This window comes from Streptomyces sp. ICBB 8177, from assembly GCF_003144095.1.
Taxonomy (GTDB): Bacteria; Actinomycetota; Actinomycetes; order Streptomycetales; family Streptomycetaceae; genus Streptantibioticus_D.
The window spans coordinates 1758167-1782686 of sequence record NZ_NSKH01000018.1; the positions used below are offsets into that span (position 1 = coordinate 1758167).

The 24520-nt window shown below is 70.2% G+C and carries 34 protein-coding genes; 31 read left to right on the forward strand and 3 right to left on the reverse strand.

Annotated features, from left to right (window positions below; genetic code table 11):
* The first annotated feature begins 31 nt into the window (after positions 1-31).
* The 26 genes from rplV (at position 32) to truA (ending at position 14750) form a co-directional block, all read left to right on the forward strand.
* Entirely contained in the window at positions 32-379 is a 348-nt protein-coding gene (gene rplV / locus CK485_RS16385) for a 50S ribosomal protein L22 (protein ID WP_109451303.1), read from the forward strand.
* A complete protein-coding gene (rpsC, locus tag CK485_RS16390) occupies positions 379-1215 on the forward strand; it encodes a 30S ribosomal protein S3 (protein WP_109451305.1) in 837 nt (278 codons plus the stop codon). The genes rplV and rpsC overlap by 1 nt, the downstream gene beginning before the upstream one ends.
* 5 nt (positions 1216-1220) lie before the next feature.
* On the forward strand, positions 1221-1640 hold the full coding sequence (gene rplP, locus CK485_RS16395) for a 50S ribosomal protein L16 (RefSeq protein ID WP_109451307.1): 420 nt from the start codon (positions 1221-1223) through the stop codon (positions 1638-1640).
* Positions 1640-1864 carry a 50S ribosomal protein L29 gene (gene rpmC / locus CK485_RS16400; RefSeq protein ID WP_109451309.1) on the forward strand — a complete coding sequence of 75 codons (225 nt, stop codon included), beginning with the start codon at positions 1640-1642 and terminating at the stop codon, positions 1862-1864. Before rplP ends, rpmC begins: the two co-directional genes overlap by 1 nt.
* Positions 1864-2145: a 30S ribosomal protein S17 gene (gene rpsQ / locus CK485_RS16405; protein WP_055470927.1), complete on the forward strand. Its 282-nt coding sequence runs from the start codon at positions 1864-1866 to the stop codon at positions 2143-2145. The genes rpmC and rpsQ overlap by 1 nt, the downstream gene beginning before the upstream one ends.
* A gap of 100 nt (positions 2146-2245) precedes the next feature.
* Complete coding sequence (gene rplN, locus CK485_RS16410) at positions 2246-2614, forward strand: 50S ribosomal protein L14 (RefSeq protein ID WP_109451312.1); 369 nt, start codon at positions 2246-2248, stop codon at positions 2612-2614.
* 3 nt (positions 2615-2617) lie between these two features.
* Positions 2618-2941 carry a 50S ribosomal protein L24 gene (rplX, locus tag CK485_RS16415; protein WP_109451313.1) on the forward strand — a complete coding sequence of 108 codons (324 nt, stop codon included), beginning with the start codon at positions 2618-2620 and terminating at the stop codon, positions 2939-2941.
* A complete protein-coding gene (gene rplE / locus CK485_RS16420; protein ID WP_109451315.1) occupies positions 2941-3504 on the forward strand; it encodes a 50S ribosomal protein L5 in 564 nt (187 codons plus the stop codon). The genes rplX and rplE overlap by 1 nt, the downstream gene beginning before the upstream one ends.
* A 3-nt stretch (positions 3505-3507) precedes the next feature.
* Positions 3508-3693: a type Z 30S ribosomal protein S14 gene (locus CK485_RS16425; protein ID WP_003956452.1), complete on the forward strand. Its 186-nt coding sequence runs from the start codon at positions 3508-3510 to the stop codon at positions 3691-3693.
* Positions 3694-3900: 207 nt separating this feature from the next.
* Complete coding sequence (gene rpsH, locus CK485_RS16435) at positions 3901-4299, forward strand: 30S ribosomal protein S8 (protein WP_109451317.1); 399 nt, start codon at positions 3901-3903, stop codon at positions 4297-4299.
* 22 nt (positions 4300-4321) lie between these two features.
* Positions 4322-4861, forward strand: coding sequence for a 50S ribosomal protein L6 (gene rplF, locus CK485_RS16440; RefSeq protein WP_109451319.1), 540 nt, complete (start codon positions 4322-4324; stop codon positions 4859-4861).
* 3 nt (positions 4862-4864) lie between these two features.
* Positions 4865-5248 (forward strand): 50S ribosomal protein L18, encoded by a 384-nt coding sequence (gene rplR, locus CK485_RS16445; protein ID WP_109451321.1) that lies wholly within the window; start codon positions 4865-4867, stop codon positions 5246-5248.
* A gap of 43 nt (positions 5249-5291) precedes the next feature.
* The gene (gene rpsE, locus CK485_RS16450; protein WP_109451323.1) at positions 5292-5897 is read left to right on the forward strand and encodes a 30S ribosomal protein S5; all 606 of its coding nucleotides are present in this window, start codon (positions 5292-5294) and stop codon (positions 5895-5897) included.
* Between the two features lie 2 nt (positions 5898-5899).
* A complete protein-coding gene (gene rpmD, locus CK485_RS16455; RefSeq protein WP_109451325.1) occupies positions 5900-6082 on the forward strand; it encodes a 50S ribosomal protein L30 in 183 nt (60 codons plus the stop codon).
* A 1-nt stretch (position 6083) separates the two neighbouring features.
* Entirely contained in the window at positions 6084-6542 is a 459-nt protein-coding gene (rplO, locus tag CK485_RS16460) for a 50S ribosomal protein L15 (protein WP_109451327.1), read from the forward strand.
* Between the two features lie 169 nt (positions 6543-6711).
* Positions 6712-8028 (forward strand): preprotein translocase subunit SecY, encoded by a 1317-nt coding sequence (secY, locus tag CK485_RS16465; RefSeq protein ID WP_109451329.1) that lies wholly within the window; start codon positions 6712-6714, stop codon positions 8026-8028.
* Positions 8028-8687: an adenylate kinase gene (locus tag CK485_RS16470; RefSeq protein ID WP_109451331.1), complete on the forward strand. Its 660-nt coding sequence runs from the start codon at positions 8028-8030 to the stop codon at positions 8685-8687. Before secY ends, CK485_RS16470 begins: the two co-directional genes overlap by 1 nt.
* 141 nt (positions 8688-8828) lie before the next feature.
* A complete protein-coding gene (gene map, locus CK485_RS16475) occupies positions 8829-9665 on the forward strand; it encodes a type I methionyl aminopeptidase (protein ID WP_109451333.1) in 837 nt (278 codons plus the stop codon).
* Between the two features lie 255 nt (positions 9666-9920).
* Positions 9921-10142 (forward strand): translation initiation factor IF-1, encoded by a 222-nt coding sequence (gene infA, locus CK485_RS16480; protein WP_003956442.1) that lies wholly within the window; start codon positions 9921-9923, stop codon positions 10140-10142.
* A gap of 37 nt (positions 10143-10179) precedes the next feature.
* Entirely contained in the window at positions 10180-10293 is a 114-nt protein-coding gene (gene rpmJ, locus CK485_RS16485; RefSeq protein WP_003956441.1) for a 50S ribosomal protein L36, read from the forward strand.
* Between the two features lie 194 nt (positions 10294-10487).
* Entirely contained in the window at positions 10488-10868 is a 381-nt protein-coding gene (gene rpsM / locus CK485_RS16490) for a 30S ribosomal protein S13 (protein WP_109451335.1), read from the forward strand.
* Positions 10869-10934: 66 nt separating this feature from the next.
* Positions 10935-11339: a 30S ribosomal protein S11 gene (gene rpsK / locus CK485_RS16495; protein ID WP_003948617.1), complete on the forward strand. Its 405-nt coding sequence runs from the start codon at positions 10935-10937 to the stop codon at positions 11337-11339.
* 27 nt (positions 11340-11366) lie between these two features.
* Positions 11367-11993 (forward strand): 30S ribosomal protein S4, encoded by a 627-nt coding sequence (rpsD, locus tag CK485_RS16500; protein ID WP_109451337.1) that lies wholly within the window; start codon positions 11367-11369, stop codon positions 11991-11993.
* 128 nt (positions 11994-12121) lie between these two features.
* A complete protein-coding gene (locus tag CK485_RS16505) occupies positions 12122-13141 on the forward strand; it encodes a DNA-directed RNA polymerase subunit alpha (RefSeq protein ID WP_109451339.1) in 1020 nt (339 codons plus the stop codon).
* Positions 13142-13348: 207 nt separating this feature from the next.
* The gene (gene rplQ, locus CK485_RS16510) at positions 13349-13837 is read left to right on the forward strand and encodes a 50S ribosomal protein L17 (protein ID WP_109451341.1); all 489 of its coding nucleotides are present in this window, start codon (positions 13349-13351) and stop codon (positions 13835-13837) included.
* A gap of 82 nt (positions 13838-13919) precedes the next feature.
* Positions 13920-14750, forward strand: a complete 831-nt coding sequence (gene truA, locus CK485_RS16515; RefSeq protein WP_109451343.1) for a tRNA pseudouridine(38-40) synthase TruA — start codon at positions 13920-13922, stop codon at positions 14748-14750.
* 105 nt (positions 14751-14855) lie between these two features.
* On the opposite strand, the gene CK485_RS16520 is transcribed toward truA, so the two are convergent.
* Positions 14856-16049, reverse strand: a complete 1194-nt coding sequence (locus tag CK485_RS16520) for a hypothetical protein (RefSeq protein ID WP_241968369.1) — start codon at positions 16047-16049, stop codon at positions 14856-14858.
* Between the two features lie 142 nt (positions 16050-16191).
* Here CK485_RS16520 and CK485_RS16525 point away from each other — a divergent pair, with 142 nt between their 5' ends.
* The 5 genes from CK485_RS16525 (at position 16192) to glmM (ending at position 21950) form a co-directional block, all read left to right on the forward strand.
* Positions 16192-17811 carry an ATP-binding cassette domain-containing protein gene (locus CK485_RS16525; protein WP_109451345.1) on the forward strand — a complete coding sequence of 540 codons (1620 nt, stop codon included), beginning with the start codon at positions 16192-16194 and terminating at the stop codon, positions 17809-17811.
* 128 nt (positions 17812-17939) lie between these two features.
* Entirely contained in the window at positions 17940-19187 is a 1248-nt protein-coding gene (locus CK485_RS16530; RefSeq protein WP_342673479.1) for a glycosyltransferase family 87 protein, read from the forward strand.
* Positions 19188-19448: 261 nt separating this feature from the next.
* Positions 19449-19895, forward strand: coding sequence for a 50S ribosomal protein L13 (gene rplM, locus CK485_RS16535; RefSeq protein ID WP_109451349.1), 447 nt, complete (start codon positions 19449-19451; stop codon positions 19893-19895).
* Positions 19896-19937: 42 nt separating this feature from the next.
* Positions 19938-20450, forward strand: a complete 513-nt coding sequence (gene rpsI / locus CK485_RS16540; protein ID WP_109451351.1) for a 30S ribosomal protein S9 — start codon at positions 19938-19940, stop codon at positions 20448-20450.
* Between the two features lie 141 nt (positions 20451-20591).
* Positions 20592-21950 (forward strand): phosphoglucosamine mutase, encoded by a 1359-nt coding sequence (gene glmM, locus CK485_RS16545; RefSeq protein ID WP_109451353.1) that lies wholly within the window; start codon positions 20592-20594, stop codon positions 21948-21950.
* 69 nt (positions 21951-22019) lie between these two features.
* On the opposite strand, the gene coaA is transcribed toward glmM, so the two are convergent.
* Together coaA and CK485_RS16555 are read right to left on the reverse strand one after the other, a co-directional pair.
* Positions 22020-23003, reverse strand: coding sequence for a type I pantothenate kinase (coaA, locus tag CK485_RS16550; RefSeq protein ID WP_109451355.1), 984 nt, complete (start codon positions 23001-23003; stop codon positions 22020-22022).
* 23 nt (positions 23004-23026) lie between these two features.
* Positions 23027-24496, reverse strand: coding sequence for an NAD(P)H-hydrate dehydratase (locus CK485_RS16555; protein WP_109451357.1), 1470 nt, complete (start codon positions 24494-24496; stop codon positions 23027-23029).
* Positions 24497-24520 lie beyond the last annotated feature (24 nt).

The window sequence follows — 24520 nt, forward strand, 5'->3', positions numbered from 1 at the left end:
AAGACCAATGACTGACACCGAAGGGACAACCATGGAAGCCAGGGCCCAGGCGCGGTACATCCGCGTCACGCCCATGAAGGCCCGCCGGGTGGTGGACCTCATCCGTGGCATGAACGCCACGGAGGCTCAGGCGGTCCTGCGATTCGCTCCGCAGGCCGCGAGCGTGCCGGTGGGCAAGGTGCTGGACAGCGCCATCGCCAACGCCGCGCACAACTACGACCACACCGACGCCGGTTCGCTGTACATCAGCGAGGCGTACGTGGACGAGGGTCCGACCCTGAAGCGGTTCCGGCCGCGCGCCCAGGGCCGTGCCTACCGGATCCGTAAGCGGACCAGCCACATCACCGTGGTCGTCGCCAGCAAGGAAGGGACCCGGTAATGGGCCAGAAGGTTAACCCGCACGGGTTCCGGCTCGGCATCACCACGGACTTCAAGTCCCGTTGGTACGCCGACAAGCTGTACAAGGACTACGTCAAGGAAGACGTCGCCATCCGCCGGATGATGACGCAGGGCATGGAGCGGGCCGGCATCTCCAAGGTGGAGATCGAGCGCACCCGTGACCGCGTCCGCGTCGACATCCACACCGCCCGGCCGGGCATCGTCATCGGCCGTCGCGGCGCGGAGGCCGACCGCATCCGCGGCGACCTGGAGAAGCTGACCGGCAAGCAGGTCCAGCTGAACATCCTCGAGGTCAAGAACCCGGAGACCGACGCTCAGCTGGTGGCCCAGGCCGTCGCCGAGCAGCTGGCCTCCCGCGTCTCCTTCCGCCGTGCCATGCGCAAGAGCATGCAGGGCACCATGAAGGCCGGCGCCAAGGGCATCAAGATCCAGTGCGGTGGCCGTCTCGGCGGCGCCGAGATGTCCCGCTCGGAGTTCTACCGCGAGGGCCGGGTTCCGCTGCACACGCTGCGGGCCAACGTGGACTACGGCTTCTTCGAGGCCAAGACCACCTTCGGCCGCATCGGCGTGAAGGTGTGGATCTACAAGGGCGACGTGAAGAACATCGCCGAGGTCCGCGCCGAAGGCGCCGCCGCCCGCGCGGGCAACCGCCCGTCGCGCGGTCCCGGTGGCAGTGACCGTCCGCAGCGCCGCGGTGGCGAGCGCGGCGGCCGTGGCCGCAGGCCGCAGCAGTCCGGTGAGGCCCAGGCTCCCAAGGCCGAGGCTCCCGCCGCCGCTGAGGCCCCGGCCCCGGAGACCACCGGAACGGAGGCCTGACCCCCATGCTGATCCCCCGTAGGGTCAAGCACCGCAAGCAGCACCACCCGAAGCGCGACGGCATGGCCAAGGGCGGCACCGAGCTGGCGTTCGGTGAGTACGGCATCCAGGCCGTCACCCCGGCCTACGTGACGAACCGGCAGATCGAGTCCGCTCGTATCGCCATCACCCGTCACATCCGCCGTGGCGGCAAGGTGTGGATCAACATCTACCCGGACCGTCCGCTGACCAAGAAGCCGGCCGAGACCCGCATGGGTTCCGGTAAGGGCTCTCCCGAGTGGTGGGTCGCGAACGTCAAGCCCGGTCGGGTGATGTTCGAGCTGTCTTTCCCGAACGAGAAGGTTGCGAAGGAGGCGCTGACCCGCGCCGCCCACAAGCTTCCGATGAAGTGCCGGATCGTCCGGCGCGAGGCAGGTGAGTCGTGATGGCGGCCGGTACCAAGGCGTCCGAGCTGCGCGAGCTGAACAACGAGGATCTCCTCGGCAAGCTCCGTGAGGCGAAGGAGGAGCTGTTCAACCTCCGCTTCCAGGCGGCCACGGGACAGCTCGAGAACAACACCCGTCTCAAGGTTGTCCGCAAGGACATCGCCCGGATCTACACCCTCATGCGTGAGCGTGAGCTCGGCATCGAGACGGTGGAGAGCGCCTGATGAGCGAGAAGAATGTGACTGAGACGAACGACCGCGGCTTCCGCAAGACCCGCGAGGGCCTTGTCGTCAGCGACAAGATGGACAAGACCGTCGTCGTCGCCGTTGAGGACCGCGTCAAGCACGCGCTGTACGGCAAGGTCATCCGCCGTACCAACAAGCTCAAGGCGCACGACGAGCAGAACGCCGCCGGTATCGGTGACCGCGTCCTCCTGATGGAGACCCGGCCGCTGTCCGCGACCAAGCGCTGGCGCGTCGTCGAGATCCTCGAGAAGGCCAAGTAATCCCTGAGGGGCCTCCCTCAGGACCGTTCCGTCAGGCTCGGTCGGGGGCCGCGCAAGCGGCCCCCGCACCGGGAACCGACGCGACAATCAGGAGATAGACGTGATCCAGCAGGAGTCGCGACTGCGTGTCGCCGACAACACTGGTGCCAAGGAGATCCTTTGCATCCGTGTTCTCGGTGGCTCCGGTCGCCGCTACGCGGGAATCGGTGACGTCATCGTCGCCACCGTCAAGGACGCGATCCCCGGTGGCAACGTGAAGAAGGGCGAGGTCGTCAAGGCGGTCATCGTCCGCACCGTCAAGGAGCGGCGCCGTCCCGACGGCTCGTACATCCGGTTCGACGAGAACGCCGCGGTCATCCTCAAGAACGACGGTGACCCCCGCGGCACCCGTATCTTCGGGCCCGTCGGGCGCGAGCTGCGTGAGAAGCGGTTCATGAAGATCGTTTCTCTCGCGCCGGAGGTGCTGTAACCGATGAAGATCAAGAAGGGCGACCTGGTCCAGGTCATCACCGGCAAGGACAAGGGCAAGCAGGGCAAGGTCATCCAGGCCTTCCCCCGCGAGGACCGTGTCCTGGTCGAGGGTGTCAACCGGGTCAAGAAGCACACCAAGGTCGGCCAGACCGCGCGTGGGTCGAAGACCGGCGGCATCGTGACCACCGAGGCCCCCATCCACGTCAGCAACGTGCAGCTCGTCGTGGAGAAGGACGGCAAGAAGGTCGTCACCCGCGTCGGCTTCCGCTTCGACGAGGACGGCAACAAGATCCGCGTTGCCAAGCGGACCGGTGAGGACATCTGATGACTGCCACCACTGCTACGTCCCCGCGCCTGAAGCAGCGCTACCGCGACGAGATCGCGGGCAAGATGCGTGACGAGTTCAACTACGAGAACGTCATGCAGATCCCGGGTCTCACCAAGATCGTGGTCAACATGGGTGTGGGCGACGCCGCCCGCGACTCCAAGCTGATCGAGGGCGCCATCCGCGACCTCGCCACGATCACCGGTCAGAAGCCGGCCGTCACCAAGGCCCGCAAGTCCATCGCGCAGTTCAAGCTGCGTGAGGGTCAGCCGATCGGTGCCCACGTCACCCTCCGCGGTGACCGCATGTGGGAGTTCCTGGACCGCCTGCTGTCGCTCGCGCTCCCGCGTATCCGCGACTTCCGCGGTCTGTCGCCGAAGCAGTTCGACGGCCGGGGCAACTACACCTTCGGTCTCACGGAGCAGGTCATGTTCCACGAGATCGACCAGGACAAGATCGACCGCGTCCGGGGTATGGACATCACCGTGGTCACCACGGCGACCAACGACGACGAGGGCCGTGCCCTGCTGCGTCACCTCGGCTTCCCGTTCAAGGAGGCGTGAGCCGTGGCGAAGAAGGCTCTCATTGCCAAGGCCGCTCGCAAGCCCAAGTTCGGCGTGCGCGCGTACACCCGCTGCCAGCGCTGCGGTCGTCCGCACTCCGTCTACCGCAAGTTCGGCCTGTGCCGCGTGTGCCTTCGTGAGATGGCTCACCGCGGCGAGCTGCCGGGCGTGACCAAGAGCTCCTGGTAGTCCCCTCGTTGGGACGCCAGGGCTCTCGGTAAGCAAATGGATGGCGAGCGCCCCGCCCGTACTGCCGTAAGGTAGAGGGGTTGGGCGCCCGCCGCCCATGACCGTCTTACTACGCCGAAGGTCCCCGCGCCCACCCGTCCCCAGCAGTTGGCTGGGGGAGAGGGACGCGCATACAGGAAACCGCGGCGAGAGAGGCCACAGGCCATCATGACCATGACCGACCCCATCGCAGACATGCTCACGCGTCTGCGGAACGCGAACTCGGCCTACCACGACGACGTCGTGATGCCGTTCAGCAAGATCAAGTCGCACATCGCGGAGATCCTCCAGCAGGAGGGCTACATCACCGGCTGGAAGGTCGAGGACGCCGAGGTCGGCAAGAACCTCATCCTCGACCTGAAGTTCGGCCCGAACCGCGAGCGCTCGATCGCCGGCATCAAGCGGATCAGCAAGCCGGGTCTGCGGGTCTACGCAAAGTCCACCAACCTGCCGAAGGTGCTCGGCGGCCTGGGCGTGGCGATCATCTCCACGTCGCAGGGTCTGCTCACCGGCCAGCAGGCCGCCAAGAAGGGCGTAGGCGGGGAAGTCCTCGCTTACGTCTGGTAACTCGGGAAACGGAGGTTTAGCCATGTCGCGTATTGGACGGCTGCCCATCCCGGTTCCCGCCGGCGTGGACGTCACCATCGATGGCCGCACGGTCCAGGTGAAGGGTCCCAAGGGCTCCCTCTCCCACACCGTGGCCGCGCCCATCGAGATCGCCAAGGGCGAGGACGGCACCCTCGTGGTGTCCCGCCCGAATGATGAGCGTCAGTCGAAGGCCCTGCACGGCCTGTCGCGCACGCTGGTGGCGAACATGATCACCGGCGTGACCGCGGGCTACAGCAAGGCGCTCGAAATCAGCGGTGTCGGTTACCGCGTCCAGGCGAAGGGCTCCAACCTGGAGTTCTCCCTGGGGTACAGCCACCCGATCCTCGTCGAGGCCCCCGAGGGCATCTCCTTCAAGGTCGAGTCGCCCACCAAGCTCAGCGTCGAGGGCATCGACAAGCAGAAGGTCGGCGAGGTCGCCGCGAACATCCGCAAGCTGCGCAAGCCCGACCCCTACAAGGCCAAGGGCGTGAAGTACGCGGGCGAGGTCATCCGCCGCAAGGTCGGAAAGGCTGGTAAGTAAGCCATGGCATACGGTGTCAAGATTGCCAAGGGCAACGCGTACAAGGGCGCCGCGCGCAAGCGCCGCCACATCCGCGTGCGCAAGCACGTGCACGGTTCCGTCGAGCGTCCGCGCCTCGTGGTGACCCGGTCCAACCGGGGCATCGTCGCGCAGGTCATCGACGACAACGCGGGTCACACGCTCGCCTCGGCCTCCACGCTGGACGCCTCCATCCGTGGTGGCGAGGGCGACAAGAGCGCCAAGGCGAAGCTGGTCGGCGCGCTCGTGGCCGAGCGTGCGAAGGCCGCGGGCATCGAGGCGGTCGTGTTCGACCGCGGTGGCAACCGGTACGCCGGTCGCATCGCCGCGCTGGCCGACGCCGCCCGCGAGGCCGGGCTCAAGTTCTGAGCCGCTCCGTAGCTAGCGGAAGCAACGAAGAGAGGTAATTCCAATGGCTGGACCCCAGCGCCGCGGAAGCGGTGCCGGTGGCGGCGAGCGGCGGGACCGGAAGGACCGGCGCGACGGCGGCGCCGCGGCTGAGAAGACCGCGTACGTCGAGCGCGTCGTCGCGATCAACCGCGTCGCCAAGGTTGTCAAGGGTGGTCGTCGTTTCAGCTTCACCGCGCTGGTCGTGGTGGGCGACGGTGACGGTCAGGTCGGTGTCGGCTACGGCAAGGCGAAGGAGGTGCCGGCCGCCATCGCCAAGGGTGTCGAGGAGGCCAAGAAGCACTTCTTCCGCGTCCCCCGTATCCAGGGCACCATCCCGCACCCGATCCAGGGCGAGAAGGCGGCCGGTGTCGTGCTGCTCAAGCCGGCGTCCCCCGGTACCGGTGTGATCGCCGGTGGCCCGGTGCGCGCCGTGCTCGAGTGCGCCGGCATCCACGACGTCCTCAGCAAGTCGCTCGGTTCGTCGAACCCGATCAACATCGTGCACGCCACGGTGGCCGCGCTCCAGGGCCTTCAGCGGCCCGAGGAGATCGCCGCCCGCCGCGGTCTGCCGCTGGAGGACGTGGCTCCCGCCGCTCTGCTGCGGGCGCGTGCAGGGGCGGGTGTCTGATCATGGCCCGTCTGAAGATCACGCAGACCAAGTCCTACATCGGTAGCAAGCAGAACCACCGTGACACCCTGCGTTCGCTCGGGCTCAAGCGCCTGCACGACGTGGTCGTCAAGGAGGACCGCCCGGAGATCCGCGGCATGGCGCACACCGTGCGTCACCTCGTCACGGTCGAGGAGGTGGACTGACATGTCGCAGGAATCCAAGCCGCTGAAGGTCCACAACCTCCGTCCGGCTCCCGGCGCCAAGACCGCCAAGACCCGCGTGGGTCGTGGTGAGGCGTCGAAGGGCAAGACGGCCGGTCGTGGTACCAAGGGCACGAAGGCCCGCTACCAGGTTCCGGAGCGCTTCGAGGGCGGGCAGATGCCCCTCCATATGCGCCTCCCGAAGCTGAAGGGCTTCAAGAACCCCGCCCACAAGCAGTTCCAGGTCGTCAACCTGGACAAGCTGGCCGAGCTCTACCCGCAGGGTGGCGAGGTCACGGTGGCCGACCTGGTCGCCAAGGGCGCCGTTCGCAAGAACGAGCTCGTCAAGGTGCTCGGCTCCGGCGAGGTCTCGGTGGCGCTGACGGTGACGGTCGACGCCGTCTCCGGCTCCGCCAAGGAGAAGATCGCCGCTGCCGGCGGCACCGTCACCGAGCTGCTGTAAGGCTCGTTGACCTGTAGTACGGCCTACCGGGGGTGTCCCAGATTCGGGGCATCCCCGGTTGGTCATTCCTAGGGGTACTCCGTCGCCGGTAAGGTGGCGAGGACCGTATAACCAGCCACCCTCACGACCGACCCTTCCGCGCGGCGCCGCGGGGGGCGCAGGAGGCACCGTGCTCACCGCGTTCGCCCGGGCGTTCAGGACGCCCGACCTGCGCAAGAAGCTGCTGTTCACCTTGGGCATCCTGGTGCTGTTCCGGCTCGGCGCCACCGTGCCGATCCCCGGCGTGGACTACGCGAACGTCAACCAGTGCATCAAGGAAGCCGGCGGCAACGGCGGCCTCTTCGGCATGATCAACATGTTCAGCGGCGGCGCGCTGCTCCAGCTGACGATCTTCGCGCTCGGCATCATGCCGTACATCACGGCGAGCATCATCCTCCAGCTGCTCACCGTGGTCATCCCACGCCTGGAGGCCCTCAAGAAGGAGGGCCAGGCCGGCACCACGAAGATCACCCAGTACACCCGGTACCTGACGCTGGCGCTCGCCATCCTCCAGGGCACCGGCCTGGTGGCCACCGCCCAGAGCGGCACGCTCTTCCGCACCTGCCAGGTCGGCAACCAGATCATCCCGGACACCTCGATCTTCCGCACCGCCGTCATGGTGATCACCATGACCGCCGGCACCGTGATGATCATGTGGCTGGGCGAGCTGATCACCGACCGCGGCATCGGCAACGGCATGTCGATCCTGATGTTCACCTCGATCGCGGCCGGCTTCCCCGGCTCGCTGTGGGCGATCAAGCAGTCGGGCAAGATCCTCGGCGGCTGGGGCGAGTTCTTCGGCGTGATCGTCGTCGGCCTGGCCATCGTCTGCCTGGTCGTCTTCGTCGAGCAGGCGCAGCGCAGGGTGCCGGTGCAGTACGCGAAGCGCATGATCGGCCGCCGTTCCTACGGCGGGACCTCGACGTACATCCCGCTCAAGGTCAACCAGGCGGGTGTGATTCCCGTCATCTTCGCGTCGTCGCTGCTCTACATTCCGGCGCTGATCGTGCAGTTCAGCGGTAACACCACGTCCGGATGGGCCCAGTGGATCAGCACGAATCTCACCAAGGGTGACCACCCGGTCTACCTCGCCCTGTACTTCCTGCTCATTGTTTTCTTCGCCTTCTTCTACGTGGCCATTTCCTTCAACCCCGAAGAAGTTGCCGACAACATGAAGAAGTATGGTGGGTTCATCCCGGGCATCCGGGCGGGACGACCCACGGCGGAGTACCTGGGCTACGTGCTCAACCGGATCACCTGGCCGGGTTCGCTGTACCTGGGTCTGATCGCCCTTGTGCCCACGGTGGCGATCGCGCTGTTCAACGGAAGCCAGAACTTCCCGTTCGGCGGCACGAGCATTCTCATCATCGTGGGCGTCGGTCTGGAGACCGTGAAGCAGATCGAGAGCCAGCTTCAGCAGCGTAACTACGAAGGGTTCCTCCGCTGATGAGAATCGTCCTCGTCGGGCCCCCTGGCGCTGGTAAGGGCACGCAGGCCCAGTACCTCGCCAAGAACCTGTCGATCCCGCACATCTCCACCGGGGATCTCTTCCGCAGCAACATCAGCCAGGGCACCGCTCTCGGCAGGAAGGCCCAGGAGTACACCAGCTCCGGGCGGCTGGTACCGGACGAGGTCACCATCGCGATGGCGAAGGACCGGCTGGAGGAGGCGGACGCCGCCGAGGGCTTCCTGCTGGACGGTTTCCCGCGCAACCTCGGCCAGGCCGAGGCGCTCGACGCCTACCTGCGGGAGAAGGACGTCGCGCTGGACGGCGTGCTCGACCTGGAGGTCCCCGAGGACGAGGTCGTCAAGCGGATCGCCGGCCGCCGGCTGTGCCGCAAGGACGGCGGCCACGTGTACCACGTGAGCTACAACCCGCCGAAGACCGAGGGCGTCTGCGACGTGTGCGGCGGCGAGCTGTACCAGCGCGACGACGACACCGAGGACAAGGTGCGGGTGCGGCTGGAGGTCTACCACAGCGAGACGGAGCCGATCATCGACTACTACAAGGCGCAGGACCTGGTGGTCACGATCTCGGCGCTCGGCACGGTGGACGAGGTCACCCGTCGCGCGATGGAGGCGCTCGGCGCCGCCGAGTCGGTCTGACCCCGCCGCCCGCGGCCGCTCGCCGCGCGTGTGCCGGCGGTACGACGACGGCCGCGGTGCCCCTGGGGGCGCCGCGGCCGTACATTTGTGGGAACCGGCCCGGTGCCGCACCACTCACGAGACCAGGGAAGGCGCAACGCCATGGTGGAGATCAAGACCCCCGAGCAGATCGCGAAGATGCGCGAGGCGGGACTGGTCGTCGCCGCGATCCACCGGGCGTGCGGTGAGGCCGCGCAGCCGGGGACGTCCACCAAGGAGCTGGACGAGATCGCCGCGAAGGTGATCGCCGACCACGGCGCCAAGCCGAACTTCCTGGGTTACGGCGGCTTCCCCGGCAACATCTGCACCTCGGTCAACGACGTCGTGGTGCACGGCATCCCGGACCGGGAGACCGTGCTGAAGTCCGGCGACATCATCTCCATCGACGCGGGCGCCATCGTCGACGGCTGGCACGGCGACGCGGCGTTCACCGCGTTCGTCGGCTCCGGGCACGCGCCCGAGGTGGTCGAGCTGAGCCGGGTCACCGAGGAGTCGATGTGGGCGGGGATCGCCGCGTTCCGCAACGGGGACCGGCTGGTCGACATCTCCAAGGCGATCGAGAACTACATCCGCCGCCAGCCGCGTCCTGCGACCGGCAAGTACGGGATCATCGAGGACTACGGCGGGCACGGCATCGGCACCCAGATGCACATGGACCCGCACCTGCTGAACTACGTCTCACGCAAGCGTGGCCGCGGTCCCAAGCTGGTGCCGGGCATGTGCCTGGCGATCGAGCCGATGGTCTCGCTGGGCACCCCCCGCACCCATGTGCTGGAGGACGAGTGGACGGTGCTCACCGACGACGGCACCTGGGCCTGCCACTGGGAGCACTCCGTCGCGCTGACCGAGCGCGGACCGCTGGTGCTCACCGCGCCGGACGGCGGCCGGGCGAAGCTGGCCGAGATGGGCATCGAGGCGGCGCCGGACCCGCTGGGCTGAGCCCGCGGCGACCCGCTGGACCGAGTGCGCGGCGGGCGCGTGAGGACGGGAGCGCGCCGGGCCGGGCGCCCGGTGCCCCCGCGTAACGATCTTGGAACCGGGGCAGGCTGCGGGGGACGACCCCGGATTAGTCTTTCCGGATGGGCTGACGTAGACTGACACGTCGGCTCACGTGTGTCCTCAGGCTTGCCTCTTTCAGGGCGGGTCCGCCGGGTGCCCGGGAGCCACCAAGGTAGCCGATCCCGAAAGCAGGACATGGCCAAGAAGCAAGGCGCCATCGAAATCGAGGGCACCGTGATCGAGTCTCTGCCGAACGCGATGTTCAAGGTGGAGCTGCAGAACGGTCACAAGGTCCTCGCGCACATCAGCGGCAAGATGCGTATGCACTACATCCGCATCCTCCCCGATGACCGGGTCGTGGTGGAGCTGTCTCCGTACGACCTGACGCGCGGACGGATCGTCTACCGCTACAAGTAGCAACGAGTAGATCTCACGACCCGGAGAACCTCATCCCATGAAGGTCAAGCCGAGCGTCAAGAAGATCTGCGACAAGTGCAAGGTGATCCGCCGTCACGGCCGGGTCATGGTCATCTGCGACAACCTGCGCCACAAGCAGCGCCAGGGCTGACGCACGACCCGCACCTCGCAGAACTTCGCGCGACGCAAGCAGCGACACGTACATACGCAGTCACCCGACCCCTCGCTCGGCGCGGGGACGACACCCCCGGTGGAGGCCGGGGACCCGGCTCGTAAGCCTTGGAACGAGTCTTACGGGAACGGTGCTGCGGAAGACCTCCGAACCAGTCACAGGAGCCAGTTTTCATGGCACGCATTTCCGGGGTGGACCTCCCGCGCGACAAGCGCGTCGAGGTCGCTCTGACCTACGTCTTCGGCATCGGTCGCACCCGTGCCCAGGAGACGCTGAAGAACACCGGCGTGAACCCGGACGTCCGCGTTCGCGACCTGGCCGAGGAAGACCTCGTCAAGATCGGCAAGTGGGTCGACGAGAACTACACGACCGAGGGTGACCTCCGCCGTGAGGTTCAGGCCGACATCCGCCGCAAGGTCGAGATCGGCTGCTACCAGGGTCTGCGGCACCGCCGCGGTCTGCCGGTGCACGGTCAGCGCACCCACACCAACGCCCGCACCCGCAAGGGCCCGCGTCGCGCCATCGCCGGCAAGAAGAAGCCGGGCAAGAAGTAGTCCTCAGCGGACGCTCGTCAGCGGTCTTCGCTGTAGGACCGACCACCTCCCCACAGGAGTTAAAGGATGCCCCCCAAGGGTCGTCAGGGCGCTGCCAAGAAGGTGCGCCGCAAGGAGAAGAAGAACGTCGCCCACGGGCACGCTCACATCAAGAGCACGTTCAACAACACCATCGTCTCGATCACCGACCCCACCGGGAACGTGATCTCCTGGGCCTCGGCCGGCCACGTCGGCTTCAAGGGCTCGCGCAAGTCCACTCCGTTCGCCGCGCAGATGGCCGCCGAGTCGGCCGCCCGCCGGGCGCAGGAGCACGGCATGCGCAAGGTCGACGTGTTCGTCAAGGGTCCCGGCTCCGGCCGTGAGACCGCGATCCGCTCGCTCCAGGCCACCGGCCTGGAGGTCGGTTCGATCCAGGACGTCACGCCGACTCCGCACAACGGCTGCCGCCCGCCCAAGCGCCGCCGCGTCTGACCAGCTGAAGTAGGAGAAAACTAGACAATGGCGCGTTACACCGGGGCCGACTGCAAGCGTTGCCGTCGGGAGAAGCAGAAGCTCTTCCTCAAGGGGAGCAAGTGCGAGAGCGCGAAGTGCCCGATCGAGATCCGTCCTTACCCCCCGGGTGAGCACGGACGCGGGCGCACCAAGGACAGCGAGTACCTGATGCAGAAGCGCGAGAAGCAGAAGTGCGCGCGCATCTACGGTGTCCTGGAGAAGCAGTTCCGCGGGTACTACGAGGAGGCGAACAAGAAGTCCGGCAAGACCGGTGAGAACCTTCTTCGCATCCTGGAGTCCCGTCTGGACAACGTGGTCTACCGGGCCGGCTTCGCCAAGTCCCGCGACCACGCCCGTCAGCTGGTCCGTCACGGTCACATCACCGTGAACGGCCGCAAGACGGACATCCCGTCGGCTCGGGTCGCCCCGAACGACATCGTGGAGGTCCGTTCCTCCTCGCGTCAGCTGACCCCGTTCGTGGTCGCTGCCGCCGAGGCGGGCGAGAAGACGGTGCCGGCGTGGCTGGAGTCCAACCCCGCCAAGCTCCGCATCCTCGTCCACTCGCTGCCCGAGCGCCAGGTGATCGACACCCAGGTGCAGGAGCAGCTGATCGTCGAGCTTTACTCCAAGTAAGGCTCCGGTCGCCCCTCGGGGCGGTCGGGGGCGGGCGGTACGGCGCTTTCGGGTCGTACCGCCCGTACCCTTGTCAGTACAGCGGGCGTCAAATAGCGGGCGTCCTCGACTGAAGGATCTGAGAACACATGCTGATCGCTCAGCGTCCGTCGCTGACCGAAGAGGTCGTCGACGAGTACCGCTCCCGGTTCGTGATCGAGCCGCTGGAGCCCGGCTTCGGCTACACGCTCGGCAACTCCCTGCGTCGTACCCTCCTGTCCTCGATCCCCGGCGCGGCGGTCACGTCGATCCGGATCGACGGTGTCCTGCACGAGTTCACCACCGTGCCGGGCGTCAAGGAGGACGTCACCGACCTCATCCTCAACATCAAGCAGCTGGTCGTCTCCTCGGAGCACGACGAGCCGGTCGTGATGTACCTGCGCAAGCAGGGCCCCGGCCTGGTCACCGCCGCGGACATCGCGCCGCCGGCCGGTGTCGAGGTGCACAACCCGGACCTGGTCCTCGCCACCCTCAACGGCAAGGGCAAGCTGGAGATGGAGCTGACCGTCGAGCGCGGTCGCGGCTACGTCTCCGCCGTGCAGAACAAGCAGCAGGGCCAGGAGATCGGCCGCATCCCGGTCGACTCCATCTACAGCCCGGTGCTCAAGGTCACCTACAAGGTCGAGGCGACCCGTGTCGAGCAGCGCACCGACTTCGACAAGCTGATCGTCGACGTCGAGACCAAGCAGGCCATGCGGCCGCGTGACGCCATGGCGTCGGCGGGCAAGACCCTGGTCGAGCTGTTCGGCCTGGCCCGCGAGCTGAACGTCGACGCCGAGGGCATCGACATGGGCCCGTCCCCGACGGACGCCGCGCTCGCCGCGGACCTGGCGCTGCCGATCGAGGAGCTGGAGCTGACCGTCCGCTCCTACAACTGCCTCAAGCGCGAGGGCATCCACTCGGTGGGCGAGCTGGTGGCCCGCTCCGAGGCGGACCTGCTCGACATCCGCAACTTCGGTGCGAAGTCGATCGACGAGGTCAAGGCGAAGCTGGCCGGCATGGGCCTGGCGCTCAAGGACAGCCCGCCCGGATTCGACCCGACCGCCGCGGCGGACGCCTTCGGGGCGGACGACGACGACGCCGGGTTCGTCGAGACCGAGCAGTACTGATCGCTCCGCGGGTTCGGCGGGATTCCTCTCGCCGTTCTTCCGCGGGTCGTGGGGGACTGCGGGGCCGCTTCGGCTGGTCGCGCAGTTCCCCGCGCCCCTTTGGTGGCGGGCGCAGTCCTGCCCCTTGAAGACTGCCCGCAGGCGGCCGCCTGCGGGGTCCTGTCGCCGGTACCTGGTACGGCCGGCGCAGACTGAAGGAGAAACACCATGCCGAAGCCCACCAAGGGCGCCCGTCTGGGCGGCAGCGCCGCGCACGAGAAGCTGCTCCTGGCGAACCTCGCCAAGTCGCTCTTCGAGCACGGCCGCATCACCACCACCGAGGCGAAGGCTCGCCGGCTGCGTCCGTACGCCGAGAAGCTGATCACCAAGGCGAAGAAGGGCGACATCCACAACCGTCGCCTGGTGCTGCGCGACATCACCGACAAGGACGTGGTCTACACGCTCTTCTCGGAGATCGCCCCGCGGTACGAGAACCGTCCGGGTGGCTACACCCGTATCACCAAGATCGGTCCCCGTCGTGGCGACAACGCCCCGATGGCGGTCATCGAGCTGGTGGAGGCGCTGACCGTGGCCCAGCAGGCCACCGGTGAGGCCGAGGCCGCGACCAAGCGCGCCGTGAAGGAGGACGAGGCCAAGAAGGCCGAGGCCACCGAGGCTCCGGCGGCCCCGGCCGCCGAGGAGTCCGAGGACGCCTGAGCCTGACGGCTCGTCCGGGAGCGGGCCCGCACCCCAGGTCACTGGGGGCGGGCCCGTTCCGCGTGTTTGAGAGGATCTACGCGTGAGCGACGCACTGGTACGGGTACGGCTCGACCTGAGCTATGACGGCAAGGACTTCTCCGGGTGGGCCAGGCAGCGCACCCGGCGGACCGTCCAGGGCGAGCTGGAGTCGGCGATCACCACGGTGCTGCGGCTGCCGGAGCCGGTGGAGCTGACGGTGGCCGGACGCACCGACGCCGGGGTGCACGCCCGCGGCCAGGTCGCGCACGTCGACCTGCCCGCCGAGGTGTGGGGCCGGGAGAGCGGCAGGCTGCTGCGCAGGCTCGCCGGACGGCTGCCGTGGGACGTGCGTGTGTGGCGGGTGAGTGAGGCGCCCCCCGGGTTCGACGCCCGCTTCTCGGCGATCTGGCGGCGGTACGCCTACCGGGTCGGCGACCACCCCGGCGGCGTCGATCCGCTGCTGCGCGGGCACGTGCTCTGGCACGACCGGCCGGTGGACGTCGACCTGATGAACGAGGCGGCCCGGCTGCTGCTGGGGGAGCACGACTTCGCCGCGTACTGCAAGAAGCGCGAGGGCGCGACCACCATCCGCACCCTGCTGGAGCTGGGATGGGAGCGGGACGCGGACGGGCTCGCGGTGGCCACCGTGCGGGCCGACGCCTTCTGCCACAACATGGTGCGGGCGCTGGTCGGCGCGATGCTGCTGGTCGGCGACGGGCACCGGCCGGTGGGCTTCCCCGGCGAGGTGCTGGCCGGGAAGGTGCGGCACTCCGCGGTCAACGTGGTGCGGCCGCACGGGCTGACCCTGGAGGAGGTCGGCTACCCGGCGGACGAGGAACTGGCCGCCCGAGCGGTGGCGGCCCGCAACAGGCGTACGCTGCCCGGATGCTGACGGTGCGTCAGCGTCCGGATGGGGCCACGCTGGACCTGGAAGGGGCGCGGGGAACTGTGCGCCCAGCCCCCACCGGCCGGTGGCCGGCGAACGGCCGTGGGGCCCCTAGCCCCTTCCCGACTGCGCCTCGTCGTTCCCCCGTTGGACGATGCGGTTGAAGGCGAAGGAGGCGATGTCGTCGCCCGCCTGCCGCGCCGCGGTGTCCGTCGAGGTGACCGCCGAGCCGTTGGTGAAGCCGGAGATGGTGAAGTAGGCGTACCGGCCGACCGAGTTGGCGCTCGTGTGGCAGGCGGTGGCGTGGCAGAACGCGGGGACGCCCGCGCCGGACAGCGGCACGACGTAGCCGGTGAAGTCCGTCTTCGCCTTGTCGGCCTCGGCCTTGGTGTCGAAGACGGCCACGCCCACGGTGACCGCCACGCCGCCGCGTTCGTACGTCGCACGCAGCATCTTGCGGCAGCCCTCGTCGGACAGCACGGTGCCAAGGCCCGCGGCGGCGTAGTCGGCGCACACCGCCGTGGAGTCGGTGGCGCCCTTCGCGTACGCCCGCCCGGCCATGACGAGTCGGGTGCCGGGGAAGAGCCCGTCAGGGGTGAGCGGCGCGGTGTCCTTCTTCGGGTCCGACAGGACGGCCAGCGGGTCCGGTGCGGGCGGCGGCGTGACGTCGGAGAAGCTGGGGGTCGGCTGGGCGCTGACCGGCGCGGTGTCGGGGGCGGCGACCGGCTGCCTGTGGTGGCCGGTGACGACGACGGCGGTCGCCACGATCCCGGCGACCAGGGCGGCGGCCAGCACCCCGCCGACCGCGAACAGCACCTTGCGGCGCCGTCCTTCCGCCTCGGTGCGCTCCGCCAGCGCCGACCAGTCGGGCTCGCCGCCCGGCCCCTGCGGCTGCCGGGGCAAGCCGCTCTGCGCGAGGTTGACGGCGGGAGGCGACCAGGCGGGTTGCTGGGGTGCGGCGGGGTCGGCGGGCGGGAAGCCGTAGCCGGACGGCTGGGCGGGCGGGTAGCCGTAGCCCTGCGGTGCCTGCGCGGGCGGGTAGCCGTAGCCGGGCCCGGCCTGCTGCCGGGGCGGGTAGCCGTACGCGGGGGAGGGCGCGTCGGGTCGCGCCTGCGGGTCCTGCGCCTGCGGCGTGCCGCCGGTCGCGGCGGGCGGGGCGACGGCACGGAACGGCAGCGTGGGCTGGCGGGGGTTGGGCCGCCTGGGCTGCCCGCCGGCGTCGGGTGAACCCTGCGGCGGCTGGGCCTGCTCCGGCGATCCGGGCGTGCCCTGGGGCGAGTTCGGCTGCTGCGGCCCATCCGTCATGGCGCGAATCCTATTAGAGGCCCAACGCCGCCTCCATGGCCCGTACGACCACCCCGCAGCGCTCTCCCGGCCGTTCGCGTGCCGTTCCCCGTACCGCTGAAAACCTGTTGGGCGGCGAAGGGCGCGGGGTGAGAATCCAGCCATGGGACACCTCGAAGCGGCACACCTGGAGTACCTCCTGCCGGACGGCCGGGTGCTGCTCGGTGACGTCTCGTTCCGGGTCGGCGAAGGCGATCACGTCGCGCTGGTGGGCGCGAACGGGGCCGGCAAGACCACGCTGCTGCGGCTGCTCTCGGGGGAACTGACGCCGGACGGCGGCTCGGTGACGGTCAGCGGCGGGCTCGGCGTGATGCCGCAGTTCGTCGGCTCGGTGCGCGACGACCGCACCGTGCGCGACCTGCTGGTCTCCGTCGCCCGCCGCCGCCTTCGCGAGGCCGCGCGGGCGGTGGACGCCGCCGAGCTGGAGATCATGGCGCAGGACGACGAACCCGCCCAGCTCGCCTACGCCCAGGCCCTCGCCGACTGGGCGGAAGCCGGTGGCTACGAGGCCGAGACGCTGTGGGACATGTGCACGACGGCGGCGCTGGGCGTGCCCTACGAACGGGCCCAGTGGCGGGAGGTGCGCACCCTGTCCGGCGGCGAGCAGAAGCGGCTGGTGCTGGAGGCGCTGCTGCGCGGCACCGACCAGGTCCTGCTGCTCGACGAGCCCGACAACTACCTGGACGTGCCCGGCAAGCGCTGGCTCGAGGAGCAGCTGCGGGCGACCCGCAAGACGGTGCTGTTCGTCAGCCACGACCGGGAACTGCTGGCCCGCGTCGCCGACCGCGTCGTGAGCGTCGAGCCGGGCCCGGCGGGCAGCGACGTGTGGACGCACGGCGGCGGTTTCGCCACGTACCACCAGGCCCGCAGGGAACGCTTCGCCCGCTTCGAGGAGTTGCGCAGGCGCTGGGACGAGCAGCACGCCAAGCTGAAGGCGCTGGTGCTGATGTACCGCCAGAAAGCCGCGTTCAACTCGGACATGGCCTCCCGGCTCCAGGCGGCCGTCACCCGGCTGGCGAAGTTCGAGGAGGCCGGACCGCCGCAGGAGCCGCCGCGCGAACAGGACATCAGGATGCGGCTGCGCGGCGGCCGCACCGGACTGCGCGCCGTCACCTGTGAGGGCCTGGAGCTGACCGGCCTGATGAAGCCGTTCGACCTGGAGGTCTTCTACGGCGAGCGGGTCGCCGTCCTCGGCTCCAACGGCTCCGGCAAGTCGCACTTCCTGCGCCTGCTGGCGGGCGGCGAGGTCGCGCACACCGGCAGCTGGCGGCTCGGCGCCCGCGTCGTGGCCGGCCACTTCGCGCAGACCGACGCCACGCCGGACTTCGAGGGCCGCACCCTCGTCGACATCCTGTGGAGCGAGCACGCCCGCGACCGGGGCCGGGCGATGAGCGCGCTGCGCCGCTACGAGCTGGAACGCCAGGGCGACCAGCGCTACGGCACCCTCTCCGGCGGCCAGCAGGCCCGCTTCCGCATCCTGCTGCTGGAACTGGCGGGTTCCACCGCGCTCCTGCTGGACGAGCCCACCGACAACCTCGACCTGGAGAGCGCCGACGCCCTCCAGGCCGGTCTCGAGGCGTACGAGGGCACGGTGCTCGCGGTCACCCACGACCGCTGGTTCGCCCGCTCCTTCGACCGCTTCCTGGTCTTCGGCGCCGACGGCGTGGTGCGCGAGGCGCCGGGGCCGGTGTGGGACGAGGGGCGGGTGGAGCGCCGCAGGTAGCCCGGCTGCGTGCGGGCACTCGGCCGACCGCGTGGAGCCCGACCGGCGTGCGGGCCCGGGCGGCCACGCTTAGCATCCGAAGTGTGACGTGGGGTAAATCGGAAGAACTGGGTATAACGGGCTGGCTGGTGAGACGCGCCTCCTGGCAGGCGCGCGCCACCGCCGTCGTCCTGCTGCTCGCCTCGGTCTTCGAGGTCTACCGCCGCAGCGGGACCGACGGCTCCGACAACGCCTTCGTGGTCAAGGCCGCCGGCAGCTTCCTGCACGGAGGCTCGCCCTACTCCGACCGTCGCTTCCTCTACCTGCCCAGCAGCGTGCTGGCCGCCGTGCCGGAGGCGCTGCTGCCGCACTGGGTGCTGCGTCCCCTGGTGCCCACCCTCACCGCGGGCCTGGTGGTTGCGGGGTGGTTCCTCGCCCTGCGGATCTTCGACGTGCCCTGGCGCAGCCGCCTGGCCACGCTGGTCGCGGGCGGCCTCGCCTTCTTCGCCCCGTTCCGCAGCCTGGTCGCGCTCGGCAACTGGACCGCCGCGAGCGCCGCCGCGCTGCCGCTGGCGCTGCTGCTGATGTCCCGCTCGCGCTGGTCGGCCGCCGGGGTGGTGATCGGGTTCGCGGTCGCGGTCAAGCCGATGCTGGTGCCGCTGGCGCTGCTGTTCCTGTTCGCCCGGCGCCCGCGCGCCCTCGCGCTCGCCGTGGGCGTGCCGGTCGCGCTCTCGCTGCCCGCGGCGCTGGTCATGCCCAATCCGACCTTCTTCTTCACCCGCACCCTGCCGTTCCTGCTGCACGGGCAGGACGCGTTCGCCCGGCCCTTCGACGCCTCGCTGGTGGCCGTGCTGCCGCGGATCGGCGTGCCGGTGGACGTCGCCGCGGCTCTCGCGGCAGGCGCCGCCGCGCTCGGCGTGTGGTGCGCCTGGCGGCGCTGGAACGGCTCGGTCGGCGGCGCGGGCCTGGCCCGGGTCGGCCGGGAGCGGCCCGGGGTGCCGGGCTGGTGGTCGGGGGCCGGGCGGGCGTGCGTGGCGGAGCGGCTGCGGCTGGTGGAGACCGCCGCGATGCTGATGCTCGCCACCTTCCTGGTCTCCCGGCCCGCCTTCGACCACTACAGCCTCGTGGTGCTGCCGGTGCTGCTGGCGTCGGCCGTGGTGCCGGGCTCGGTGCCGCGGCAGGCGTGGTTCTGGATCGCGCTGGTGCCGCAGGTGCCGGTGATCGACTGGCCGTTCCTGCTGCCCGACACCCGGCGCGCGTTCAAGGACGCGGCGATGCTGGGCGGTCTTGCGGCGCTGCTGGCCTGGCGGTGCGGCCGGGCCCGGCGGGTGCTGGTGCCCGAGCAGGGCGGCGCGTCGGGACCACCGCGTCCGGCGGGCTCGCGGGCGGCGCTGTAGGCCGGTTCCGGACGCGTTTTGACCCGTACGGTGGCAGGCGGGTATTCTGCCAGTTCGTTATGCGTATTGGCTTGCTCGTTCTCACGTGAGAGGCCGTTACGCCGGTCCACCGGGCCGATGACCAGCGACGGACAAGGGTTGCGTCACCCGTGTGCCGTCATGGCTGTCGTGATCGTCCGGGTGGCCTTGTAAGGACCCGTCGCCCTCGGTCCTCGCGGACCTGGGGAGACCCCACTCACTGAAGAAGCGAAGGCTACGACCGTGCGTACGTACAGCCCCAAGCCCGGCGATGTCCAGCGCCAGTGGCACGTCATCGACGCGCAGGACGTGGTCCTGGGCCGTCTGGCGTCCCAGGCCGCGTCCCTCCTGAGGGGCAAGCACAAGCCGGTGTACGCGCCTCACGTTGACACCGGTGACTTCGTCATCATCATCAACGCCGACAAGGTGCACCTGTCCGGCAACAAGCGGACCCAGAAGATGGCCTACCGCCACTCCGGCTACCCGGGTGGTCTGCGGTCCGTCCGCTACGACGAGCTGCTGGAGAAGTCCCCGGAGAAGGCCGTCGAGAAGGCCGTCAAGGGCATGCTCCCCAAGAACACCCTGGGCCGCCAGATGCTCTCGAAGCTGAAGGTCTACGCGGGCGCCGAGCACCCGCACGCCGCTCAGCAGCCCGTTCCGTTCGAGATCACGCAGGTTTCGCAGGGCTAGTCCCGGCCACCGGCTACCAGCAGAAAGCATCTGAGGAGAATCGTGGCTGAGACCACCCCTGAGGCCCCCATCGCCGAGGACGGCGAGATCACCGAGTACACCAGCGAGTCCGCCGAGGCCCCGCAGGAGTACACCTCCGAGTCGCTCGCCGGCCGTTTCGGCGACCCGCAGCCGGCCGCCGGCACCGGTCGCCGCAAGCGCTCGGTCGCCCGTGTCCGCATCGTCCCGGGCACCGGCAAGTGGAAGATCAACGGTCGCACCCTTGAGGAGTACTTCCCCAACAAGGTGCACCAGCAGGAAGTCAACGAGCCGTTCAAGATCCTTGAGCTCGACGGCCGTTACGACGTCATCGCCCGCATCTCCGGCGGCGGCATCTCCGGCCAGGCCGGTGCGCTGCGCCTGGGCGTCGCCCGTTCGCTGAACGAGGCCGACGTCGACAACAACCGCCCGGTGCTGAAGAAGGCCGGCTTCCTGACCCGCGACGCTCGCGAGATCGAGCGGAAGAAGGCCGGTCTGAAGAAGGCCCGTAAGGCCCCGCAGTACAGCAAGCGCTAAATCGCTTGTCGCAACGCCCCGGAGGCACGTCGTGCGCCTCCGGGGCGTTCGCATACCGTGTACGGTCCGCGCGGATCGCGCGGGACCGGACCGTACGGTGGTCGTACGGGGCCACCCATTCGTCATCTCGGAGGAACCACAGTGGGACGACTCTTCGGTACGGACGGGGTACGCGGCGTCGCGAACGCGGACCTCACCGCCGAGCTGGCACTCGGCCTGTCGGTCGCCGCGGCGCACGTGCTGGGCGAGGCCGGCACGTTCGAGGGCCATCGCCCGGTCGCCGTCGTCGGCCGTGACCCACGCGCCTCCGGGGAGTTCCTGGAGGCCGCCGTGGTGGCGGGCCTGGCCAGTGCCGGAGTCGACGTCCTGCGGGTCGGCGTGCTGCCGACCCCCGCGGTCGCCTACCTGACCGGCGCGCTCGGCGCCGACCTGGGCGTCATGCTCTCCGCCAGCCACAACCCGATGCCCGACAACGGCATCAAGTTCTTCGCCCGCGGCGGTCACAAGCTCGCCGACGAGCTGGAGGACCGTATCGAGGAGACCTACCGCGGCCACGCCTCCGGTGAGCCGTGGGACCGCCCGACCGGCGCCGGGGTGGGCCGGGTCCGCGACTACACCCAGGGCTTCGACAACTACGTCGCCCACCTCGTCGGCGTCCTGCCCAACCGGCTCGACGGCCTGAAGGTCGTCATCGACGCCGCGCACGGCGCCGCCTCCCGCGTCTCGCCCGAGGCCTTCGCCCGCGCGGGCGCCGAGGTCGTCACCATCGGCACCAAGCCGGACGGCCTCAACATCAACGACGAGTGCGGCTCCACGCACCTGGACAAGCTGCGCGCCGCCGTCGTCGAGCACGGAGCCCACCTCGGCGTCGCCCACGACGGCGACGCCGACCGCTGCCTGGCGGTGGACGCCTCCGGCGCCGAGGTGGACGGCGACCAGATCCTCGCCGTGCTCGCGCTCGCCATGCGCGAGGCGGGCGGCCTGCGGGAGAACACCGTGGTCGCCACCGTCATGTCCAACCTGGGCTTCAAGCTCGCCATGGAGCGCGAGGGCATCACCCTCGTGCAGACCGCGGTCGGCGACCGCTACGTGCTGGAGTCGATGAAGGACAACGGCTACGCCCTCGGCGGCGAGCAGTCCGGCCACGTCATCGTGCTGGACCACGCCACCACCGGCGACGGCACCCTCACCGGCCTGCTGCTCGCCGCCCGGGTCGCCGCCACCGGCCGCTCCCTGGCCGAGCTGGCCGCCGTGATGGAGCGGCTGCCGCAGGTGCTGGTCAACGTGCCGGACGTGGACAAGTCCCGGGTCGGCTCCGAGGCCGAACTGCGCCGCGCGGTCGAGGAGGCCGAACGCGAGCTGGGCGCCACCGGCCGCGTGCTGCTGCGCCCCTCGGGCACCGAGCCGCTGGTGCGCGTCATGGTCGAGGCCGCCGACATCGACCACGCCCGGTCGGTCGCCGGACGGCTCGCGGACGTCGTCAAGCGCACCCTGGGCTGACCCGCCGGGCCGGGGGCCGCGCCGGGACCGCCGGCGCGGCGCTCACCGCCCGTCCGGGGACAGCGCCTCTCACAGCTTGCGCAGCGAGAGCCGCTGGACCTTGTGGTCCGGGCCCTTGCGCAGCACCAGCGTGGCGCGGCCGCGGGTCGGGGCCACGTTCTGCTCCAGGTTCGGGCGGTTGATCGTCCGCCACAGCATCCGCGCGTAGTCCAGCGCCTCGTCCTCGGAGACCTGGGTGTACTTGCGGAAGTACGACGAGGGGTCCTGGAACGCGGTCTCCCGCAGCATCCGGAAGCGGCTGAGGTACCAGCGTTCGATGTCCTCGCCGCGCGCGTCCACGTAGACGCTGAAGTCGAAGTAGTCGGCGAGGCCGACCCGGGTGCGGCCGTCCTTGCCGGGCAGCGCGGGCTGGAGCACGTTGAGGCCCTCGACGATGAGGATGTCGGGGCGCCGCACCACCAGCCGCTCGTCGGGCACGATGTCGTAGATCAGGTGCGAGTAGACCGGCGCGGTGACCTCGTCCTTGCCTGCCTTGACGTCGGCGACGAAGCGGGTGAGGGCCCGGCGGTCGTAGGACTCGGGGAAGCCCTTGCGGGACATCAGGCCGCGCCGCGCCAGCTCCGCGTTGGGCAGCAGGAAGCCGTCGGTGGTGACCAGCTCCACCCGGGGGTGCTCGGGCCAGCGGGCCAGCAGCGCCTGCAGGACGCGGGCGGTGGTGGACTTGCCCACCGCGACGCTGCCCGCCACACCGATCACGAACGGGGTGCCGGACTGGGCGCCGTGCCCGTTGCCCGCGTCGAGGAAGGTGTTGAGCGCCCCGCGCAGGCCCATGGTGGCGCCGACGTAGAGGTTGAGCAGCCGGGACAGCGGCAGGTAGACGTCGCGCACCTCGTCGAGGTCCATCAGGTCGCCCAGGCCGCGCAGCCCCTCGACCTCCTCGGCGCTCAGCGGCAACGGCGTCCGCTCGCGCAGCGCGCTCCACTCTGCCCGGGTCAGATCCACGTAGGGGGTTGCCTCGCGGCGGCGCTCACTCGTCAGGGACACGCCGTCCATTGTGCTGCGGTGTTACGCGGCGTTCACGTTCGGGGCGGTGCGTCGTTCGTCACGGCATCCACGATCGAGGCGCGCACAAGCGGTACGCGCGAGGCCAGTTCGTGGGCGCCGAACGGGGGCGCCAGGTCGCGCCCGGCCAGCCCGTGCAGGTAGGCGCCGGCCGACGCGGCGTCCCGCGCGGACAGCCCGGCGGCCAGCAGTGAGCCGGTCAGCCCGGACAGCACGTCGCCGCTGCCCGCGGTCGACAGCCAGGCGGAACCGGTCGGGTTGACCCGCACCGCGCCCGTGCCCGGCTCGGCGACCAGCGTGGTCGAGCCCTTCAGCAGGGCGGTCGCGCGGAACTCCTCGGCCAGCCGCCGTACGTGCGCCAGCCGGGCCTCCTCGACCTGAGCGCGGTCGGTGTCCAGCAGCGCGGCGGCCTCGCCCGCGTGCGGGGTCAGCACGGTCCCGGCGCGGCGGGCGCGCACCGCGTCGCGGTCGGCGAGCCGCAACGCGTCGGCGTCGATGAGCACCGGCACGTCGGCGCCGACGACCTCGGCGACCGCCTGCCGGGCCCGGGCGTCGTCGCCGAGGCCGGGCCCGATCACCCAGGCCTGCACCCGTCCGGCCTTCGCGGGCGACCCGGCGCTCACCAGCGTCTCGGGGAAGCGGGCGATCACCGCGTCGGCGCCCGGCCCGACGTAGCGCACGGCACCGGCGCCGCCGCGCAGCGCGCCGCCGACCGCGAGCACGGCCGCGCCCGGGTAGCGCTCGGACCCGGCGACGACGCCGACGACGCCGCGCCGGTACTTGTCGCTCTCCCCGGAGGGCGAGGGCAGCAGCGCGGCGACGTCCGCGTGCTGGAGCGCTTCGAGGGCGGCGTGCTCCGGCAGATGCGGGCCCAGGCCGATGTCGACGAAACGCAGCGCGCCGACGTGTTCGGCGCCGGGGTCGATCAGCAGGCCCGGCTTGTAGGCGCCGAAGGTGACGGTGACGTCGGCGCGCACCGCCTCGCCCGCGACGGCGCCGGTGTCCGGGTCGATCCCGCTCGGCAGGTCCACGGCGACCACGGCCGCGCGGGCCCGGTGGGCCAGCTCCGCGAGCCTGGCGGCTTCCGGCCGCAGCCCGCCCTTGCCCCCGATGCCCACGATCCCGTCCAGCACGAGGTCGGCGCGGTCGATGACGGCGCCGGCGTCCTCGGGTGCGAGGGTGCGGCCGCCCGCGGAGCGCAGGGCGGCGAGAGCGCCGGGGTGCGTGCGCTCGGGCGCGAGCTCGACGGCGACGGCCCCGGCGCCGCGCCGGGCCAGCGCGGCGGCGGCGTACAGCGCGTCGCCGCCGTTGTCCCCGCTCCCGGCGAGCACGACGACGCGTCGCCCGTAGACACCGCCGAGCATGTCGGCGCAAGCGGTCGCGAGCCCGAACGCGGCCCGCCGCATCAGGGCCCCGCCGGGCAGCGTGCCCATGAGTGCCCGCTCAGCGGCGCGCACGGTCTCGACGTCGTGGGCGTGGCGCATGGGTCGAGGGTAGTGCGCCGTCGC

What these genes read in the sequence shown, in the direction of transcription:
- rplV (WP_109451303.1), top strand. Translation starts at nt 32, where the DNA reads ATGGAAGCCAGGGCCCAGGCGCGGTACATCCGCGTCACGCCCATGAAG.
- rpsC (WP_109451305.1), top strand. Translation starts at nt 379, where the DNA reads ATGGGCCAGAAGGTTAACCCGCACGGGTTCCGGCTCGGCATCACCACG.
- rplP (WP_109451307.1), top strand. Translation starts at nt 1,221, where the DNA reads ATGCTGATCCCCCGTAGGGTCAAGCACCGCAAGCAGCACCACCCGAAG.
- rpmC (WP_109451309.1), top strand. Translation starts at nt 1,640, where the DNA reads ATGGCGGCCGGTACCAAGGCGTCCGAGCTGCGCGAGCTGAACAACGAG.
- rpsQ (WP_055470927.1), top strand. Translation starts at nt 1,864, where the DNA reads ATGAGCGAGAAGAATGTGACTGAGACGAACGACCGCGGCTTCCGCAAG.
- rplX (WP_109451313.1), top strand. Translation starts at nt 2,618, where the DNA reads ATGAAGATCAAGAAGGGCGACCTGGTCCAGGTCATCACCGGCAAGGAC.
- rplE (WP_109451315.1), top strand. Translation starts at nt 2,941, where the DNA reads ATGACTGCCACCACTGCTACGTCCCCGCGCCTGAAGCAGCGCTACCGC.
- rpsH (WP_109451317.1), top strand. Translation starts at nt 3,901, where the DNA reads ATGACCATGACCGACCCCATCGCAGACATGCTCACGCGTCTGCGGAAC.
- rplF (WP_109451319.1), top strand. Translation starts at nt 4,322, where the DNA reads ATGTCGCGTATTGGACGGCTGCCCATCCCGGTTCCCGCCGGCGTGGAC.
- rplR (WP_109451321.1), top strand. Translation starts at nt 4,865, where the DNA reads ATGGCATACGGTGTCAAGATTGCCAAGGGCAACGCGTACAAGGGCGCC.
- rpsE (WP_109451323.1), top strand. Translation starts at nt 5,292, where the DNA reads ATGGCTGGACCCCAGCGCCGCGGAAGCGGTGCCGGTGGCGGCGAGCGG.
- rpmD (WP_109451325.1), top strand. Translation starts at nt 5,900, where the DNA reads ATGGCCCGTCTGAAGATCACGCAGACCAAGTCCTACATCGGTAGCAAG.
- rplO (WP_109451327.1), top strand. Translation starts at nt 6,084, where the DNA reads ATGTCGCAGGAATCCAAGCCGCTGAAGGTCCACAACCTCCGTCCGGCT.
- CK485_RS16470 (WP_109451331.1), top strand. Translation starts at nt 8,028, where the DNA reads ATGAGAATCGTCCTCGTCGGGCCCCCTGGCGCTGGTAAGGGCACGCAG.
- map (WP_109451333.1), top strand. Translation starts at nt 8,829, where the DNA reads ATGGTGGAGATCAAGACCCCCGAGCAGATCGCGAAGATGCGCGAGGCG.
- infA (WP_003956442.1), top strand. Translation starts at nt 9,921, where the DNA reads ATGGCCAAGAAGCAAGGCGCCATCGAAATCGAGGGCACCGTGATCGAG.
- rpmJ (WP_003956441.1), top strand. Translation starts at nt 10,180, where the DNA reads ATGAAGGTCAAGCCGAGCGTCAAGAAGATCTGCGACAAGTGCAAGGTG.
- rpsM (WP_109451335.1), top strand. Translation starts at nt 10,488, where the DNA reads ATGGCACGCATTTCCGGGGTGGACCTCCCGCGCGACAAGCGCGTCGAG.
- rpsK (WP_003948617.1), top strand. Translation starts at nt 10,935, where the DNA reads ATGCCCCCCAAGGGTCGTCAGGGCGCTGCCAAGAAGGTGCGCCGCAAG.
- rpsD (WP_109451337.1), top strand. Translation starts at nt 11,367, where the DNA reads ATGGCGCGTTACACCGGGGCCGACTGCAAGCGTTGCCGTCGGGAGAAG.
- CK485_RS16505 (WP_109451339.1), top strand. Translation starts at nt 12,122, where the DNA reads ATGCTGATCGCTCAGCGTCCGTCGCTGACCGAAGAGGTCGTCGACGAG.
- rplQ (WP_109451341.1), top strand. Translation starts at nt 13,349, where the DNA reads ATGCCGAAGCCCACCAAGGGCGCCCGTCTGGGCGGCAGCGCCGCGCAC.
- CK485_RS16520 (WP_241968369.1), bottom strand. Translation starts at nt 16,049, where the DNA reads ATGACGGATGGGCCGCAGCAGCCGAACTCGCCCCAGGGCACGCCCGGA.
- CK485_RS16525 (WP_109451345.1), top strand. Translation starts at nt 16,192, where the DNA reads ATGGGACACCTCGAAGCGGCACACCTGGAGTACCTCCTGCCGGACGGC.
- coaA (WP_109451355.1), bottom strand. Translation starts at nt 23,003, where the DNA reads ATGGACGGCGTGTCCCTGACGAGTGAGCGCCGCCGCGAGGCAACCCCC.
- CK485_RS16555 (WP_109451357.1), bottom strand. Translation starts at nt 24,496, where the DNA reads ATGCGCCACGCCCACGACGTCGAGACCGTGCGCGCCGCTGAGCGGGCA.